The organism is Delftia sp. Lp-1 (assembly GCF_020523835.1).
GTDB lineage: Bacteria > Pseudomonadota > Gammaproteobacteria > Burkholderiales > Burkholderiaceae_C > Comamonas > Comamonas acidovorans.
This window is the reverse complement of record NZ_JAJALJ010000001.1, coordinates 500,108-517,447: the sequence shown is the minus strand read 5'-3', so window position 1 is coordinate 517,447 and position 17,340 is coordinate 500,108. Positions and strand designations below refer to the sequence as shown.

Below are 17,340 nucleotides of genomic sequence, written 5' to 3'. Positions count from 1 at the left end.
GGCCACCCCAGCGACTGAACAAGGAACCCCATGGACCAGAAAGCCCAAGCCCCGATCGCCTCGCACGCCACGGATGCGCCGCCCAAGCCGGTGCTCGACTACCCGTTCGAGGCGCCACCGCAGCGCGGGCAGACGCTGGAGGTCGCACCCGGCGTGCTCTGGATACGCATGCCCCTGCCCTATGCGCTGGATCACATCAATCTCTGGGCCATCGATGACGGCCAGGGCTGGGCCATCGTCGACACCGGTGCGCGCACCGACGAAGGCGTGGCCACTTGGCGCGCGCTGTTCTCCCAATCCACCGACGGCCGCTCGCTGACGCGCGTGCTGGTCACCCACATGCACCCCGACCATGTGGGCCTGGCCGGATGGCTGACACGCAAGTTCCATGTGCCGCTGTACATGACGCGCCTGGAATATCTGAACTGCCGCGTCGTGGTCTCGGACTGCAGCCGCGAGGCGCCGCCCGACGCCATCGCCTTCTACCGCCGCGCAGGCTGGAGTGACAGCGCGCTGGAGTCCTACCGCGCCCGCTTCGGCAACTTCGGCAAGCACATCCACGCCCTGCCCGACAGCTACCGCCGCCTGCACGACGGCGAGGAACTGCGCATAGGAAAGCACCTGTGGCGCGTGGTGGTCGGCAGCGGCCACTCGCCCGAACACGCCAGCCTCTACTGCCCCGATCTCAAGCTGCTGATCTCGGGCGACCAGGTGCTGCCGCGCATCTCGTCCAACGTCTCGGTCCATGCCATGGAGCCAGACGCCAACCCGATGGCCGACTGGATGGATTCTCTGGAAAAGGTCAGGCGCGAAGTGCCCGACGATGTGCTCGTCCTGCCCGCGCATGGCGATTGCTTTCGCGGCCTGCATGCACGAATCGATTCACTGGCGGCAGGCCAGGAGCGCGCCAACGCCCGCTTGCTGGCCGCACTGGCCGAACCGCGTCGCGCCGTCGATGTCTTCGGCGCCCTGTTCTCACGCCCCATCAGCGAATCCAGCCCCGCCCTGCTGGGCATGGCCACGGGCGAAAGCCTGGCCTGCCTGAATCATTTGATGCATGCGGGGCAGGTGGAGCGCAGCATCGATGCCGATGGCATCGCCTGGTACCACGCCGTGGCGGGGGCCTGAGACTGCTGCAGGCAGCCGGCTCAGGCTGCCTGCAGCAGCGGATAGCGCTGTGCCATCGCATCCTGCAGGCCGAACTCCGCCAGGATGGCGCGCATGCGCTCGACCGCACTGCGCTTTTTCTGCCCCGTGTAACGCGCAATGATCAGCTCGTTCTTCATGCTGTGCTCCCAGCCCACCAGCTCGGTCACGGTGACCTGGTAGCCGCAGGCTTCCAGGTACAGGCAGCGCAGCACGTTGGTGAGCTGGCTGCCCATTTCGCGCGTATGTATGGGATGGCGCCACAGTTCTGCCAGGGGCGTGCGCGTCAGGCTCAGCGCCTTGGTCTGGCGCAGGCAGGCAGCGACCTCGGCCTGGCAGCAGGGCACCAGCACCATGGCCTTGGCCTTTTTCTCCAGGCCGAAGGCGATGGCATCGTCGGTGGCGGTGTCGCAGGCGTGCAGGGCCGTGACCACGTCGAATTGCGCAGGCATGAAGTCGGCATGCGTGGATTCGGCCACCGACATGTTGAGGAAGCCCATGCGCTCGAAGCCCAGCTCGGCGGCCAGCTTCTGCGAAGCGTCCACCAGCGGCGCGCGCGTCTCTATGCCGTAGATGTGGCCGCGCCCCAGCGGCTTGAAATACAGGTCGTAGAGGATGAAGCCCAGGTAGGACTTGCCGGCACCGTGGTCGGCCAGGGTGACCGCATGGTCGTCGGCCGACAGTTCTTCGAGGATGGGGGCGATGAACTGGTACAGGTGGTAGACCTGCTTGAGCTTGCGCCGCGAGTCCTGGTTGATCTTGCCTTCGCGCGTGAGGATGTGCAGCGCCTTGAGCAGTTCGATGGACTGGCCGGGCTTGAGGCCCAGTTGCTCGGTCACATCCTGCTCGGGTTTCGCAGCAGGCTTGCCTTGGCGCGCCTTCATTCGGCTGCGCCCGGCTTGGCTGCATGCACCACGGGGCAGCGCGCGCCCACGCCCATGTCCAGCCAGCCTTCGATGCCGATCTTCTCCAGCGTCTCCATGTTGCGCTCGTAGATGGACTCCGCCTCGGGGAATGCTTCGACCGCCTTGTCTATGCTGTCCTCGCGCAGCAGGTGCAGCGTGGGATAGGGCGAGCGGTTGGTGCAGTTGGTGACGTCGTCGGCTTCAGTGCCCTCGAACTGGAACTGCGGATGGAACGAGGCCACCTGCAGGATGCCTCCCAGGTCCAGTTCCTCGACCATGGCGTCGGCCACTTCGAGGAAGTCGTTGAAGTCCAGGAACTCCTGCAGCGCATGGGGCAGGATCAGCAGCGTGGTGTCGCGCTTCTCGGGCGAGGCCTCGGCCAGCGCTTCCAGCTCGCGGTGCAGATCCGCCGCCACGCCCTCGGCGTCGGTGGCCTGGCTGACCGTGTAGTGGATCTGGCCCTTGATGTGCACGCCCTTGGCGAAGGGGCACAGGTTCAGGCCGATCACGGCCTTTTCGAGCCAGTGCACCGTATCCTCGATCACGGTGACAGGCGGAAACTCGGCCGCGCGAATCTCGTGGGTGGTATCGGTCATGGCTGTGCCCTTCAAAAATGCGAACGGGGGCACTGCGCCCCCAGACATTGCGAAACCGTCCAGGAACCCTTCCCTGCCCTGTCACGCAGGGTCCGCATTCTAGCCGCGCCGCCCGGGCGATGCCGGTGCTCGGATTTCTCAGCCCAGCAGGCGCAGGCCTGTCAGCAGCTCATGCTCCCGGGCCGCGTAGCGATCCGTCATCCCGGCGATGAAGTCGGCCACCACCCGCGCACGCGCCGATACGTCCTCGGCCAGCATGGCCCGCTGCACAAAGCGCGGCTTCATGCGATCAGGCTCCACCATATAGGCCGCAAACAGCTCGGCCACGACCTGCTGCGCGCCGTCCATGGTCTTCATCACCTGTTCATGGCGATAGAGATTGCGGAACAGGAACTGCTTGAGCTGCAGCGACTGCTGCCTCATGGTATCGCTGAAGCCGACCAGAGCGCCAGGCTGGGCACGCACCTCGTCCACCGAACAGGGCCGTGCCTGCGCAATGCGTTGCTGCGTGGCGGCGATCACGTCATAGACCTGGTCGCTGAGCATGCGGCGGATGCTTTCGTACAGCAGGCGCCGCTCGGCCAAAGGCATGCCCAGCTGGGGGTGCTCGGCCAGCGTTGCATCGTGATAGCGCGCGAACAAGGGAACGGCCTCGCACAGCTGGGCCATGGTGATCAGGCCGGAGCGCACGCCATCGTCGACGTCATGGGCGTTGTAGGCAATGGCATCGGCCAGATTGCACAGCTGGGCCTCCAGCGAAGGCTGCCGGCCCAGCAAAAAGCGCTGGGCCACACCGCCGGGCTCCCGCGCTTCCAGGTGCTCGGCATTGGTGCGCGAGCAGTGCTTGAGAATGCCCTCGCGCGTCTCGAAGCTCAGGTTGAGCCCGTCAAAGGCCGGATAGCGCTCCTCCAGCCGGTCCACCACGCGCAGGCTTTGCAGGTTGTGCTCGAAGCCGCCGTGCGGCTGCATGCAGGCATTGAGTGCGTCCTGGCCCGCATGGCCGAAGGGGGTGTGGCCCAGGTCGTGGGCCAGGCAGATGGCTTCGACCAGATCCTCGTCCAGTTGCAGCGACCGGGCCACCGAGCGGCCCAGCTGGGCGACTTCCAGCGAGTGTGTCAGGCGGGTGCGGAACAGATCGCCTTCGTGGTTGACGAAGACCTGGGTCTTGTAGACCAGCCGCCGGAACGCCGAGGAATGGACGATGCGGTCCCGGTCGCGCTGGAAGTCGCTGCGCGTGGGCGCAGGCGCCTCCGGGAAACGCCGCCCCCGGCTGAACGCCGGGTTGCAGGCATAGGGGGCCAGGGCCTGTTTCTGCATTCGATCGCCTCATCATGCTGACGAGGCCACTCTAGCAGTTCCTGCTTGCCCCCTGCGCTGCGCGTCAGGCGCAGCAGGCGTCTATGACTTCGCGCACCAAGGCATCGGGCGCCGAGCGCATGACGGCCTTTCCCGGCCCGTCGATGAGAACGAAGCGGATCTCGCCCGCCTCGGACTTCTTGTCCACGCGCATCAGCTCCAGATAGCGGCCAGCGTTGTCACGCGCATCCAGCACGGCGCCGCGCACCGGCAGGCCCGCACGTTCGATCAGCACGCGCAGCCTTTGCACAAAGGCGGCATCCACCAGGCCAAGGCGCTGCGACAGCTCGGCCGCCATGACCATGCCGGCGCCCACGCCTTCGCCGTGCAGCCAGTTGCCGTAGCCCATGCCGGCTTCGATCGCATGGCCAAAGGTGTGGCCGAAATTGAGAATGGCGCGCAATCCGGCCTCTTTCTCGTCCTGGCCCACCACCCAGGCCTTGATCTCCACGCTGCGCTTGATCGCGTGCGCCAGTGCAGTGCGGTCACGGGCAAGCAAGGCATCCATGTTCTCCTCCAGCCAGGCCAGGAAGTCCATGTCGGCGATCGGCCCGTACTTGATGACCTCGGCCAGGCCGGCGCTCAGCTCGCGCCCGGGCAGCGTGTCCAGCGAGGCCAGGTCGCAAACCACCAGCTGCGGCTGGTAGAAGGCGCCGATCATGTTCTTGCCCAACGGATGGTTGATGGCGGTCTTGCCGCCCACCGATGAGTCCACCTGCGACAGCAGCGTGGTGGGCACCTGCACGAACGGCACGCCGCGCATGTAGCTGGCAGCGGCAAAGCCGGTCATGTCGCCGATGACGCCGCCGCCCAGCGCGAACAGCACGGTCTTGCGGTCACAGCCACCGGACAACAGGTCATCGAAGATCTGGTTCAGCGTCTGCCAGTCCTTGTGGGCCTCGCCATCGGGCAGCACCACGGTACGCACGCTGCGGTAGCGTTGTTCCAGCACGCGGCGCAGTGCGGGCTCATAGAGCGGTGCGACCACATCATTGCTGACGATCACGGCCTGGGCCGCAGAAGGCAGGGCGACATAGGTCGCGGCCTGGTCCAGCAGGCCGGTGCCAATGGTGATCGGGTAGGAACGGTCACCCAGGTCGATGGTCACGACCTGGGCGGCAGGCAAGGAGGAAGCGGTGGGCAAGATGGTGTCGCTCCAAGGCAGAAAGAGTGAAAGGAATTGCGCGACACGGCAGCGCGCCCGGCAACCGCCGATCTTAAAGAAAAAGGCCCCGGCAAGTGCCGAGGCCTTTGGTGTTCCAGCGGGCTGCCGCTCAGGCCAGTTCCGCCTGCATGCGTATGCGCTGCGCAGCCTGTGCCACAGACAGGCCGGATGTCTGGATCACGAAGTGAGCCGTCTCCAGATAAAGCGGCTCGCGTTGCAGCAGCAGCTCCCGCAGGCGCAGTGCCGGGTCTTCCACCTGCAGCAAGGGCCGCGTCACATCGTTGCGCAGCCGCGCGGCGATGGCCTCTGGCGTGCAATCCAGATAGAAGACCTGGGTGCGCGCATGCAGATGGCGGCGGTTTTGCTCCCGCAGCACCACGCCACCGCCCGTGGACAGCAGCAGGCTGGATGTGGAGGCCGACAGCTCATCAATGACCTGCGACTCCATGTCTCGAAAAGCCTGCTCGCCCTCGCGCTCGAAAAACTCCCGGATGCTGCAGCCTATGCGCTGCTCGACCACATGATCCGCATCCACAAAACGCATCGACCACAGGCGCGCCAGCTGGCGCCCTATGGTCGATTTGCCGGAGCCGGGCAGGCCGATCAGGGCCACCCGGGTTACCAAGCCTGAAACATCCATTTGCTGTTACCGCACGGGCCATGAGAAACCAAAATTATCTCCCATGGCCGCGAACGGCATCGCCTTTACGGCGTCGTGGTTGCCGGCTTGGCCACCGTGATGGCCATGTTCCTCGTGATCACCGTGTTGTCGGCATCCGTGACGCGCACGATCATGTTGAAGGTGCCATCCGCCGTCGGAGTACCCGACAAGATGCCGTCGCTGGACAACGCCAGCCCTTCGGGTGTGCCACCCAGACTCACCCAGGTGTAGGGAGCGGTACCGCCGGTTGCCGACAGTGCATACGCCAGGGCCACGCCACGTACGCCAGAGATGGTCGGTGCAGCGAAGGCCAGAGGTGCCTTGGCCGCAATGGTCACGGTCACGGTCTTGTCGACCACGGCGCCCTGTGCGTCCTGCACACGTACCAGCATGTTGAAGGTTCCGACCACAGTCGGCGTACCGGAAAGCACGCCGTCGCTGCTCAGGCGCATACCGTCTGGAACACCGCCCAGTGTCGACCAGCGGTAAGGAGGAATGCCGCCTGTTGCTGCAAAGCCGTACACCAGAGGCTGGTCCTTGACACCCGGGATGCTCAAGCCATCAGGCAGGGCCAGAGGCGTCTTGGCGATCTCGTGATAGACACCGACGACGGTATAGGCCCTGATGGGATCCTGAATGCCATTGCTGACATCATTGTCCCGGCGGTCCACAGTCGTTTCCAGCACGATGGCGCCGCTATCGGGGCCACTGGAAAGCGACAGCTGTGCAATGCCGTTGAGCGAATTGACTTGCAACGAAGAGCCAGCCTTGGATCCAGAGATCAGGCGCGCACCGTCATAAGCCGAGCTGGGCAAAATCCGAACCTGCACATTGGGACTGGTGCCAGTGACCGGCTGATTGCGGTCGTCGACCACCTTCACTTCCAGTGCGACGTTGTTTCGCAGATTGGAGAGGTTGTCTCGGGAGCCCAGATAGCCAGGCGTCTGGGTCACGGCCAGCGTGCTGGCAGGAATGCCCTGCGCAGCGCCACCGACATTGACACTGGTCACAGCACTCACCTGGCGCTTATCGCGAGGATCGGTCACCGTGCAAGTCACGCTTGCTACACCAGCCTTGTCGATTGCGTGCAAGTGGAAAGTGGCACTACCAGAGTTGGAGCCCAGCACAATGGAACGGCTTGCCGTGATATTTCCTTGATCGTCCTTTTTATCCGTTCCATCCAGATAATACAGAACCGCCGAGTCAAGACCTGCAGTCACGGCACATTGGAAAATGCCATCTCCGCCAGGTATAGGCATATTCCCTTGACGAGCCTCGACATACATTGTCGTCGTATATGCCGCATTTGCACCAATACCAGGGCCGGCACTTCCAATATTCACCGGAAGCTGCGTCTTATCTGCGCGCAGCGAAATGGTATATGGCTGATTTGTCTCACCAGCACTCCCTCCACCACCACCACACCCGGCCAAACCGAGTGCCAGCATGGCACCGAAAATGATTTTTTGCATGATTATCTATCTCCTACTACATTCAACGAGCACTTCTGATGTCAGCCAACATCTTCGGCGTAATAAATACCAGCATTTCCCGTTTCTGGGATTCTCTCACGCGACTTTTGAAAAGATGCCCCAGAACAGGGACATCGCCCAATAGCGGAATCTTGTTTTCCGTATTGGTCTCCTCCATCTCGAAGATACCGCCGATCACTACAGTTCCGCCATTCTGGACAAGAACCTGGGTACGCACATGCTTGGTATCGATAGCGACACCTTGCAGCGTGCTCTCGCCACGCGAATCCTTGTTGACATCAAGGTCCAGGATGATATCGCCTTCAGGAGTGATCTGAGGCGTAACCTCCAGCTTCAAAACGGCCTTTTTGAAGGCAATGGTCGTCGCACCATTAGGCGCCGTCACAGAATACGGATACTCAGTACCTTGCTCAATCAATGCCTTGGTCTGATCGGCCGTCACCAACCTCGGGCTGGAAATGATCTTGCCCTGACCGTCGGATTCCATCGCAGAAAGTTCAAGGGTCAGGAATCGGTTCGCAGCAGCATTGAAGATCGACATGGCAAACGTGCCCGAGTTTGCGACATTCGACAGTTTTCCAGGCAGATTGACAAAACTCCCAGAGGTATTGACGGCTTGCCCGCCCACTCCTGCGGAAGCATTGGCATTGTCAAATCCCGTTCCGATGGCAACACGGTTGTCTCCACCGATGCTGTATCCTCCGTCTCCACCGCGCTGAGCACGTAAATCCCCACCGCCAAGACGCACACCCAGAGCCCGGCCAAACGTGTCGCGAGCTTCCACAATGCGAGCTTCAATCAGCACTTGGCGAACAGGTACGTCCAACGTCGCCAGCAGCGCCTTCATCTCCTCCAGTTTCGTGGATGTATCGGTCACAAACAACTGATTGGTGCGAGGCTCCGAAATCGCAGACCCACGCTCCGACAGGAACCTGGTGGAAGCTCCACCCGAGCCACCGCCACCTGAGCTTGCACTGATCTGTTGAAGAATATCGGCCGCCTTCGCATAATTCAGCTGGAAGCCCTGAGTTCTCAGAGGCTCCAGTTTCTGAATCTCCATTGCGGCCTCATAGTCCCGCTTGGTGCGCGCATCGATTTCATCCCTGGGCGCAATCCAGAGCACAGATCCGGACTTGCGCATGCCCAAGCCCTTGGCATCCATGATGATTTGCAGCGCCTGATCCCAGGGAACATCCTTCAGGCGCAGGGTCAGTGCCCCGGAAACCGTGTCCGAAGTCACGATATTGAAGTTTGTGAAATCGGCAATCACCTGAAGCAGAGATCGCACTTCGATATTCTGGAAATTCAGGGAGAGTTTCTCACCGCTGTAGCCAGGACCCTGAGTCAGTTTGCTCACGTCCACCTTTTTCTGGCGAACTTCAATCACAAACTGGCTGTCACTTTGATAGGCACTGTGCTCCCAGTCACCTGTGGGGGCAATGCGCATGCGGACTGACTCACCCTGCTGCAACGAAGAGATTGTCTGTACCGGCGTACCGAAATCAGCAACATCCAGCTTGCGACGCAGCCCTTCAGGCAAAGAAGAGCGCAGGAAATCGACCACCAGTTCCTTTCCTTCACGGCGCAGATCCACGCCGACCTGGCTATTGCTCAGGCCTACGACGATACGGCCCGAGCCGTCGCTTCCGCGGCGAAAATCGACATTGCGTATTGGCTGGCTATCGCTATTGGTGGCCGCTTTGTTCTCAAACACGCCTTGCTGTGCGGAAGGCTTTGCGCTTGCAGATGCGGCCGCCACCGGATCCAGCAGGATCAGCAGCGCCTTGCCTTGGCGTTCAGTACGGTAGGAGGTCGCCATCTTCAGGTTCAGCACCAGGCGTGCGCGGCCTGAAGCCTCGACGATATTGATGGAGCGCAGGTTGCCCTGATTGAGCTCGACCACCGATTTGCCCGTGCCATTGGTGGCGCCAGGAAAATCCAGTGCGATGCGCGCCGGAGACTGGATCGCAAATCCCGTAGGGTCGGCGGCCAGCGCTTCGGAAAGCTCGATGCGCACCACCTCGGTGCCCCCTTGAATCGAGCCGGAGACCGACTCTATCGCGGACTGCGCCCATGCCAAGGAGCCCAGTAGCCAACCGCCTACGGCGATTCCCCAGCGAGCCTTGTGCAATATGCTTCGATGTGTGCCCATCATTTTCTTCCCTCCTGCAACTCCAGTGTGCTAGTTCTCTCTATCCAGTCGCCGCTGCCGTCCTGGACGATTTCCCGCAACTGGATGGACGTCTCCGTGATCCGGGTGACCTTGCCGTAGTTCTGTCCCAAGTAATTTCCCGCGCGAATCTGGTAGAGCAAGGCACCCACCTTGATCAGCGCTGTGGGCACACCCTTCTTGTCCAGGCTGCCCACCATGGTCATCGCATCCAGAGGCTCGGCCTCCAGCGGTTCTTTGCGGCGATTGAGCTCGGAGGCAATCAGGGTGGTATTCGCAGTGGTCTGCGCGGATTCCTTGCGCAGCACCTGCATCAGCTTCAAGGGATTGAAAGGATCCATGCCGTCAGCTCCCAGGTAGGCTTGGGGCGTAAAAGCTTTGGGCTCCTCCAAAGGCTTGACACGGGGCTTTGCATTGGCTTTCTCTTGCGCCATCCAGGTCTGCAGTTCCTCTTGATCAGAGGAAGAGCAGCCCGAAGCGACCAGGCAGGCTGCCAGCATGAGCCAGCCGCTGAAACGCATGTGTCTCATTACTTCTTGCCCTTCCCTGCAGCTGCGCGTTGCGCCTGCACCTCGTCCGCATCCAGGTAGCGGAAGGTCCGTGCCGTCGCCTCCATGCTCAAGACCTCGCTGCCATCCTTGCCCACGGGGACGATCGACAGATTGTTCAAGGTCACAATGCGTGACAGGTAGGCCACGTCGGAAGCAAAGGATCCGATGTCATGAAAGCGGCCCGTGACCTTCAACGCAATGGGCAGTTCGGCGTAGTATTCCTTGACCACCATCGCACCAGGCCGGAAGGTTTCAAACTGCAGGCTGCGGCCCAGGCCAGCCTGATTGATGTCCGAGAGCAGGGCCGCCATTTCCGCCTTGCTGGGCAACTGCTTTTCCAGCTGCGTCACATACTGCTGCACCTGCTCACGTTGCTTCTTCAGGCCATCCAGGCTGACGGCCTTGGACAGCTTCTGGCTGAAGTCCTGGCGCAGCGTGACCTCGGTATTGCGTTCCTGCTCCAGGGTGTCTTCGTAGTCCTTGATCAGCACATACCAAAGCACGGCAGCCACAGCCAGCGCGATGGCCACGCACAACAGTGTCCGCGGCAGCACAGGCCACCGCGACGGATCATTGGGATCCAGACCACGGAACTGGCGCTGTATGTTCTCCTGCAGCGCGGAGAAATCGATGTCGTTCTTTTTCTTCTTGGCCATCACTGGGACTTTCCTGGGTTGGCCGCCGTCGAAAGGTTCTTCTCCGCCACGCTGGCACGCGTCAGTTGAAAGCGCAGATTGAACGCAGCGGCGCGGCGCTGGTCCTTGGGCGTGACATTGACCGTCTTGGCCACGATTTCCACCAGTTCAGGCTTTGAAATCCAGGGTGTCCCCTCCGAGAGATTGCGCAGCATTTCAGACACCCGCTCATTGGACTGTGCCGTGCCCAGCATGGTCACGGCCAGACCTTCCTGCTTGATGCTGGTGATGTAGACACCATCGGGCAACTGCGCCACCAGCTCATTGAGCATGTGCACCGGAAGATTGCGGTCGGACTGCAGATCCTCCACGGCCTTCTGGCGTGCACGCAGGGCCGTGATCTCGTTTTCCAGCCCCGCGATTTCCTTGATCTGGGACTCCAGGACGGTGATCTCGGCGCGCAGCATGGTGTTCTTTGCCTGCTGGGCCTCGATCATCATCTGGTACCACCAATAGACTGCACCAATGATCAAAAGCCCTATCAGGGCTGAAAGAACCATGGTGGCCTGGAATGCTTCCTTGCGGCGCTTTCGTGTTGCTTCTCTGTGAGGAAGCAGATTGATCAGAATCACGACACAAACCTCCGCATGGCCAGTCCGCAGGCGGTCAGGTAGGCGGGGGCCTCGCGCGACATGCGCTTGAGGCGTACGCCGCTGCCGACTTCCATTCCATCAAAGGGATTGGCAAGGCTGCAGGCAAAACCCGTTTGCTGCGTGATGGCCTCGGACAGGCCGGAAAGTGGGGCCGAGCCGCCTGCCAGCAGGATGTGGTCTATGCGGTTGTGGGGCGTATGGTGAAAAAGAACTGCAGTGCGCGCGACACTTCCTGCGTCATGCTTTGCACAAAGGGCTTGAGCACGGCGGACGCGTAGTCCTCCGGAAGTTCGCCGCTGCGCTTCTTGGACTCGGCCTCTTCGAGCGAGAAACCATATTGGCGCGCGATCAGTTGCGTCAGCTGTGCGCCGCCAAAAGCCTGGTCCCGGTCATACAGAACCTCGTCGTCGCGCAGGATCTGCATGCTGGTCGTCATGGCGCCTAACTCGAACAAGGCGACAAGGGCATTGTTGCCCTGATTGGGCAGGCGCTCGATCAGCCGTGCAGCTGCCATGCGGGAGGCATGGGGCTCGATGTCGATGACCATCGGCTTGAGGCCGGCCGCCTCGGCCAGGCCCTGGCGGTCCTGGACCTTCTCGCGGCGCGATGCGGCAATGAGCACGTCCACATCGCCGGGTGAATTCGATGACGGGCCTATGACGCAGAAGTCCAGACTCACTTCATCGAGCGAGAACGGAATGTACTGATTGGCCTCGGATTCAACCTGGACCTCCAATTCCTGCTCGCTCATGCCGTCCGGCAGCGAAATCTTCTTGGTGATCACGGCCGAGGCCGGCAGGGCCATGGCCACGTTCTTGGTCCGCGTGCCGCTTTTTTTGACCAGTCGCCGTACAGCCTCTGCCACTTCGTCGAACTTTTCGATGTTGCCGTCCGTGATCCATCCCCGCTCCAGCGGTTCGATGGCACAGCGCTCCAGCAACAGTTCGCCCGACTTGGCACGAGACAACTCAACGAGCTTGGCGCTCGAAGAACTGATGTCGATGCCTAGCAAAGGTGCGGGCTGGCGACTGAATAAGGATCCCATAGCAATCAACTTGCCCTCCCTCTTCTTGTGTATGTAAAGAACGCAACAAACCTTCACATATAGGTTGAATGCTATCAGCAAGACTGTGCGCAGCTCACCATGCCAGCCGGAGCACGCTTGGCGGTAGTGGCCAAAAACAGACATTATTGCGGGCCATCAAATGCGACATGAATGCACCCCTGCTTGCATGTCGGCCTGCACGCCTGGCTTAGGATGCGTGGCTTGCGGCCATGCTGGCAACCGTGTGCAGCCGTCTCCTACCGTCCTTCTGGGGCACGCATTTTTATAATGCGGCACTCCTCAGCACTCCCTGCGACATGCCGTCTTCAGACTCCCGAGAACCCCAGGCTGCAAAGCCTCGCTCCGCCCCATCCAAGCCCATGCACTGGTTTCCCAAGGCCTTGCTATGGCTGGCGGGCATCGCCGTCGCCGGCGCGCTGGCCTTGATGCTGACCGTGGCCGTGGCCCTGGCCATGGCCTACCCCAACCTGCCCGACGTGTCCGAGCTGGCCGATTACCGGCCCAAGCTGCCGCTGCGCGTGTACTCCAGCGAAGGCGCCCTGCTGGGTGAATTTGGCGAGGAGCGGCGCACGCTGACCCCCATCCAGGACATCCCCAAGGTGATGACGGACGCCGTGCTGGCCATTGAAGACACGCGCTTTTTCGAGCATGGCGGCGTGGACTACAAGGGAATGGCCCGCGCCGCGCTGGCCAATCTGGGCCGCGTGAAAAGCCAGGGCGCATCGACTATCACCATGCAGGTGGCGCGCAACGTCTATCTGTCTTCCGAGAAAACTTTTACACGCAAAATTTACGAAGTCTTACTGACTTTTAAGCTAGAGCATCTGTTGAGCAAAAACCAGATTCTCGAGATCTACATGAACCAGATTTATCTGGGAAATCGCGCCTATGGCTTTGCTGCTGCCTGTGAAGCCTATTTCGGCAAGCCACTGAAGGACATCACGGTGGCCGAGGCGGCCATGCTGGCAGGCCTGCCCAAGGCACCATCGGCCTACAACCCGATCAGCAATCCCAAGCGCGCCCGCTCGCGCCAGCTCTACATCATCGAGCGCATGGAGGAAAACGGCTTCATCACCTCCGCCCAGGCCACTGAAGCCAAGGCCGAGCCGCTGAAGATCCGCACGGGCTCCTTCAACACCCGCGTGCATGCCGAATACGTGGCCGAGATGGCACGCCAGCTGATCTTTGCCCAGTACGGCAACGAAGCCTATACGCGCGGCCTGAACGTCTACACCACCATCAATGCCGGCGAACAGGAAGCCGCCTACGCCTCGCTGCGCCGGGGCATCATGGACTACGAGCGCCGCCAGAAATACCGCGGTCCCGAAAAGTTCGTGGCCCTGCCGGCCGACGCCGAGGACCGTGAAGACGCCATTGACGACACCCTGGCTAACCACCCCGACAACGGTGATGTGCTCGCCGCCGTGGTGCTGGATGCCAATCCGCGCAAGATCCTGGCGGCACGCGCCGACGGCGAACAGATCGAGATCACGGGTGAAGGCCTGAAACCCGCCGAATCGGGCCTGAACCCCAAGGCACCGCCCAACATCAAGATCCGTCCCGGTGCCGTGATCCGCGTGGTCAAGACGCCCAAGAACACCTGGGAAATCACGCAGCTGCCCGAAGTGGAAGGCGCCTTCGTGGCCCTGGTCCCCCAGACAGGCGCCTTGCGCGCCCTGATCGGCGGCTTCGACTTCCAGAAGAACAAGTTCAACCACGTGACCCAGGCTTGGCGCCAGCCCGGCTCGGCCTTCAAGCCCTTCATCTACTCTGCGGCACTGGAAAAAGGCTTCTCGCCTTCCACCATGATCAATGACGCGCCGCTGTTCTTCAGCGCCGGCGTGACGGGTGGCCAGCCATGGGAGCCCAAGAACTACGACAGCCGTTACGACGGGCCGATGACCATGCGCACGGGCTTGAACAAGTCCAAGAACATGATCTCCATCCGCCTGCTCCAGGCCGTGGGACCCAAGCAGGGCCAGGAGTGGGTCACGCGCTTCGGCTTTGACGCCGCCAAGCATCCGGCCTACCTGACCATGGCGCTGGGTGCCGGAGCGGTCACGCCGCTGCAGTTGGCTGCCGGCTACTCCGTGTTCGCCAATGGCGGCCACCGCGTCAACCCCTGGCTGATTGCCCGTGTCACCGATCACAAGGGCCGCATCCTGTCCGAATTCACGCCGCCCCCGGTGCAGGAACTGCCCCAGGCCATCGACGCGCGCAACGCCTTCATCATGGACAGCCTGCTGCAGGACGTGGCGCGCGTGGGCACGGCAGCACGCGCGCAGTCCACGCTCAAGCGTCCCGACCTGTACGGCAAGACGGGCACGACCAACGACTCGGTGGATGCCTGGTTCGCAGGCTTCCAGCCCACGCTGGCCGCAGTGTCCTGGATCGGCTACGACACGCCGCGCAACCTGGGCAGCCGCGAGACGGGCGGCGGACTGAGCCTGCCCATCTGGATCGGCTTCATGCAGCATGCCCTCAAGGGCGTGCCGGTGGCAGAGATGCCTGTGCCCCCTGGCGTCGTGAACATGGGCGGTGAGTGGTACTACGAGGAAAACGCGCGCAACGGCGGCGTCAGCAGCCTGGGCATGGACAGCGCCTCCTCGGGCGGCGCTGCAGGCGCCACGCCCCCGCCCGCCACCGAGGAGCGCAACCGCATCCTCGACCTCTTCCGCAACTGACCGCCACACAAGCGGTTGACCACGCAAGAAAGCCCGGCCATGCCGGGCTTTCTTCATGGAGCCTGCCGATAACGGCGGATCAGCGTGCCGAGAACTGCAGCGCCAGGCCCGACTGCTCGGTGGCGTAGCGGCTCAGGTTGGCGAAGAACTCGCCCGCGCCCTTGGTATCGAGCCAGGCGCCCTGCGCCGCGTCGTAGCGGTAGTGAAAGCCTCCGGCCTTGGCCGCCAGCCAGATCTCGTGCAGCGGTTTTTGCTGGTTGATCACGATCTGGCTGCGGTTGGCAAAGACCAGGGTCACCATGCCACCCACGCGCTGGGCATCGAGGTCGGCATCGGTTTCATCGTTGATGCGATCGCAGTCTTGCTCAACGGCCAGAAGCAGTCGTTCGGCAAGGTCCAGAAATTCTTGGTCGGTCATTACAATTCGCTTATGTTGAAAGCCTCGCAAATTCTAGTCAGGTGCATTGCCCTTGGCGCCTGTGCGGCGTCCCTGGCCGCCTGCGGCCAGAAAGGCCCGCTGTTTCTGCCCAGCTCGCCTGCGGCCAGCCACCGCGCCACACTGCCGCAGACCCTGGGCATTTCCAGCCCGGCCGAGCGTGCAACGCCCGCGCCTGCACCCACCACCTTGCCCGCTGGCCCGTCAAGTGCCGCCGTCGAGGAAAGCTCGACACCCACCGGCACCACGGACTCCCGCAAGCAGCAGGCCGACTGAGTCGGCAGCCGCGCCGCGGCTTGATGCACATCAACACCGCTGCCAGGCATGGCGCTTAGAGTGACTTTCTCTTGTCCCTCGACAACCCGCCATGCCCGTAGAGCTCTACCGAGACAAAAACCACGCCTGCCTGATGTTCACCGACCTCATCGAGGAAGATGGACAGGCCATACAGGCCAATCAGTTCCTCATCGTCGATGACGACACGGGTGCCATCATCGACCCGGGCGGCAATCTCGCATTCAACGAGCTGTTCATGGGCATGTCGCGGCATTTCGCGCCGCACAAGCTGTCCTATCTGATCGCTTCCCACGCCGACCCCGACATCATTGCCTCGCTGGACCGCTGGATGACCAGCACCAAGGCACAACTGGTGATCTCGCGCATCTGGGAGCGCTTCGCGCCCCACTTCACCAAGGTCGGCAAGACCGAAAACCGCGTGATCGGCGTGCCGGACGCCGGTGGCCGGCTGCCGCTGGGCCGCCATGAACTGCACCTGCTGCCCGCCCACTTCCTGCATGCCGAAGGCAACTTCCACTTCTACGACCCGGTCAGCCGCATCCTCTTCACGGGCGACCTGGGCGTGTCCCTGATGAACGGCATCGAGGCGCAGGTGCCCGTGACCGACCTCGTGCCGCACATCGCCCGCATGGAAGGTTTTCACCGCCGATACATGGTCTCCAACAAGATCCTGCGGCTGTGGGTGCAGATGGCGCGCCAGTTGCCCATCGACATGATCGTGCCCCAGCACGGCGCGCCCATCATGGGCGCCAAGGCGATTGCCGACCTGTTCAATTGGCTCGAAGGCCTGCAGTGCGGCATCGACCTGTTCGACCAGCGCAACTACCAGTTGCCCATGGCGGACATCGACCCGGTGACCCGCCAGCTGCGTCCTGCCCTGCGCGCCGTGGCCGGCTAGCGCCTGGCGCGCCGGCGGCGCAGTACATGGACCACGCGCCAGGCCAGCAGCAGCGCAAGAATGGCGGCGTACACGCCGACCTCGGCAAAGTTGTTCTTGCCTGCGCGCATCCAGAAGAAATGCAACAGGGCCAGCGGCGCGACCGCATAGATACAGCGGTGCAGCCATTGCCAGCGCCTGCCGCCCATGGCGCGCATGACACGGTGCGGTGAAGTCACCGCCAGAGCGGTCAGCAAGAGCAGCGCCGCAAAGCCCACCAGGATGAATGGGCGCTTCGGGATGTCGAGCACGATCTCGCCCCAGTCCAGCCCCATGTCGAACCATGCATAGCACAGCAGGTGCAGCAGCGCGTAGAAGAACACATACAGGCCCAGCATGCGCCTGAAGCGCGCCAGTGCCGTCAGTCCCAGCGCCTGGCGCAGCGGTGTCACGGCCAGCACCACGCACAGAAAGCGCAAGGTCCAGTCACCAGTGGAGCGCAGCAAGGCCTCGGCCGGATTGGCGCCAAGCGTGTTCAGGATGGCTCCAGCCAGCAGCCACGCAAACGGCAGCAGGCACGCAAGAAACACCAGCGGCTTGGCCGTCCGGTGCAGCAAAAGACGCTGCACCGCCGTCATTGCATGGGCCA

16 protein-coding genes and 1 pseudogene are annotated in these 17,340 nt (G+C 62.4%); 4 read left to right on the top strand and 13 right to left on the bottom strand.

The genetic code is table 11. From position 1 onward, the window contains the following. The first annotated feature begins 30 nt into the window (after nt 1–30). Entirely contained in the window at nt 31–1,128 is a 1,098-nt protein-coding gene (locus tag LGR64_RS02230) for an MBL fold metallo-hydrolase (protein ID WP_016450981.1), read from the top strand. Between the two features lie 20 nt (nt 1,129–1,148). Here the strand turns inward: LGR64_RS02230 and LGR64_RS02225 are convergent, their stop codons facing one another. The 11 genes and pseudogenes from LGR64_RS02225 to LGR64_RS02175 form a co-directional block, all read right to left on the bottom strand. Continuing rightward, the gene (locus tag LGR64_RS02225) at nt 1,149–2,030 is read right to left on the bottom strand and encodes a class I SAM-dependent methyltransferase (RefSeq protein WP_034396999.1); all 882 of its coding nucleotides are present in this window, start codon (nt 2,028–2,030) and stop codon (nt 1,149–1,151) included. Then, nucleotides 2,027–2,647 carry a DUF1415 domain-containing protein gene (locus tag LGR64_RS02220; protein ID WP_230354945.1) on the bottom strand — a complete coding sequence of 207 codons (621 nt, stop codon included), beginning with the start codon at nt 2,645–2,647 and terminating at the stop codon, nt 2,027–2,029. The genes LGR64_RS02225 and LGR64_RS02220 overlap by 4 nt, the downstream gene beginning before the upstream one ends. Before the next feature lie 138 nt (nt 2,648–2,785). Continuing rightward, the gene (locus LGR64_RS02215) at nt 2,786–3,964 is read right to left on the bottom strand and encodes a deoxyguanosinetriphosphate triphosphohydrolase (protein ID WP_141835177.1); all 1,179 of its coding nucleotides are present in this window, start codon (nt 3,962–3,964) and stop codon (nt 2,786–2,788) included. Nucleotides 3,965–4,028: 64 nt separating this feature from the next. Continuing rightward, nucleotides 4,029–5,147, bottom strand: coding sequence for a 3-dehydroquinate synthase (gene aroB / locus LGR64_RS02210; protein ID WP_141835178.1), 1,119 nt, complete (start codon nt 5,145–5,147; stop codon nt 4,029–4,031). Nucleotides 5,148–5,277: 130 nt separating this feature from the next. Further along, nucleotides 5,278–5,808 (bottom strand): shikimate kinase, encoded by a 531-nt coding sequence (locus LGR64_RS02205; RefSeq protein WP_013800765.1) that lies wholly within the window; start codon nt 5,806–5,808, stop codon nt 5,278–5,280. 65 nt (nt 5,809–5,873) lie between these two features. Next, nucleotides 5,874–7,301, bottom strand: coding sequence for an Ig domain-containing protein (locus tag LGR64_RS02200; protein ID WP_141835181.1), 1,428 nt, complete (start codon nt 7,299–7,301; stop codon nt 5,874–5,876). 22 nt (nt 7,302–7,323) lie between these two features. Beyond that, nucleotides 7,324–9,477, bottom strand: coding sequence for a type IV pilus secretin PilQ (pilQ, locus tag LGR64_RS02195; protein WP_141835184.1), 2,154 nt, complete (start codon nt 9,475–9,477; stop codon nt 7,324–7,326). Beyond that, the gene (locus LGR64_RS02190; RefSeq protein WP_141835187.1) at nt 9,474–10,022 is read right to left on the bottom strand and encodes a pilus assembly protein PilP; all 549 of its coding nucleotides are present in this window, start codon (nt 10,020–10,022) and stop codon (nt 9,474–9,476) included. Before LGR64_RS02190 ends, pilQ begins: the two co-directional genes overlap by 4 nt. After that, nucleotides 10,022–10,699: a type 4a pilus biogenesis protein PilO gene (locus LGR64_RS02185; RefSeq protein ID WP_071956763.1), complete on the bottom strand. Its 678-nt coding sequence runs from the start codon at nt 10,697–10,699 to the stop codon at nt 10,022–10,024. Before LGR64_RS02185 ends, LGR64_RS02190 begins: the two co-directional genes overlap by 1 nt. Next, the gene (locus tag LGR64_RS02180; protein ID WP_141835190.1) at nt 10,699–11,310 is read right to left on the bottom strand and encodes a PilN domain-containing protein; all 612 of its coding nucleotides are present in this window, start codon (nt 11,308–11,310) and stop codon (nt 10,699–10,701) included. Before LGR64_RS02180 ends, LGR64_RS02185 begins: the two co-directional genes overlap by 1 nt. After that, nucleotides 11,307–12,385, bottom strand: a pseudogene (locus LGR64_RS02175) (pilus assembly protein PilM). Before LGR64_RS02175 ends, LGR64_RS02180 begins: the two are co-directional and overlap by 4 nt. Before the next feature lie 371 nt (nt 12,386–12,756). On the opposite strand from LGR64_RS02175, the gene LGR64_RS02170 reads away from it, so the two are divergent. Continuing rightward, the gene (locus LGR64_RS02170; protein WP_034397006.1) at nt 12,757–15,081 is read left to right on the top strand and encodes a penicillin-binding protein 1A; all 2,325 of its coding nucleotides are present in this window, start codon (nt 12,757–12,759) and stop codon (nt 15,079–15,081) included. A 79-nt stretch (nt 15,082–15,160) separates the two neighbouring features. On the opposite strand, the gene cyaY is transcribed toward LGR64_RS02170, so the two are convergent. Next, the gene (cyaY, locus tag LGR64_RS02165) at nt 15,161–15,499 is read right to left on the bottom strand and encodes an iron donor protein CyaY (protein ID WP_012207381.1); all 339 of its coding nucleotides are present in this window, start codon (nt 15,497–15,499) and stop codon (nt 15,161–15,163) included. 12 nt (nt 15,500–15,511) lie between these two features. On the opposite strand from cyaY, the gene lptM reads away from it, so the two are divergent. Next, nucleotides 15,512–15,793 (top strand): LPS translocon maturation chaperone LptM, encoded by a 282-nt coding sequence (gene lptM, locus LGR64_RS02160; RefSeq protein ID WP_080518227.1) that lies wholly within the window; start codon nt 15,512–15,514, stop codon nt 15,791–15,793. A gap of 91 nt (nt 15,794–15,884) precedes the next feature. Continuing rightward, nucleotides 15,885–16,712 (top strand): MBL fold metallo-hydrolase, encoded by an 828-nt coding sequence (locus LGR64_RS02155; RefSeq protein ID WP_012207382.1) that lies wholly within the window; start codon nt 15,885–15,887, stop codon nt 16,710–16,712. On the opposite strand, the gene LGR64_RS02150 is transcribed toward LGR64_RS02155, so the two are convergent. Further along, the gene (locus tag LGR64_RS02150; protein WP_034398951.1) at nt 16,709–17,329 is read right to left on the bottom strand and encodes a sulfite oxidase heme-binding subunit YedZ; all 621 of its coding nucleotides are present in this window, start codon (nt 17,327–17,329) and stop codon (nt 16,709–16,711) included. The genes LGR64_RS02155 and LGR64_RS02150 overlap by 4 nt on opposite strands. Nucleotides 17,330–17,340: the final 11 nt, after the last annotated feature.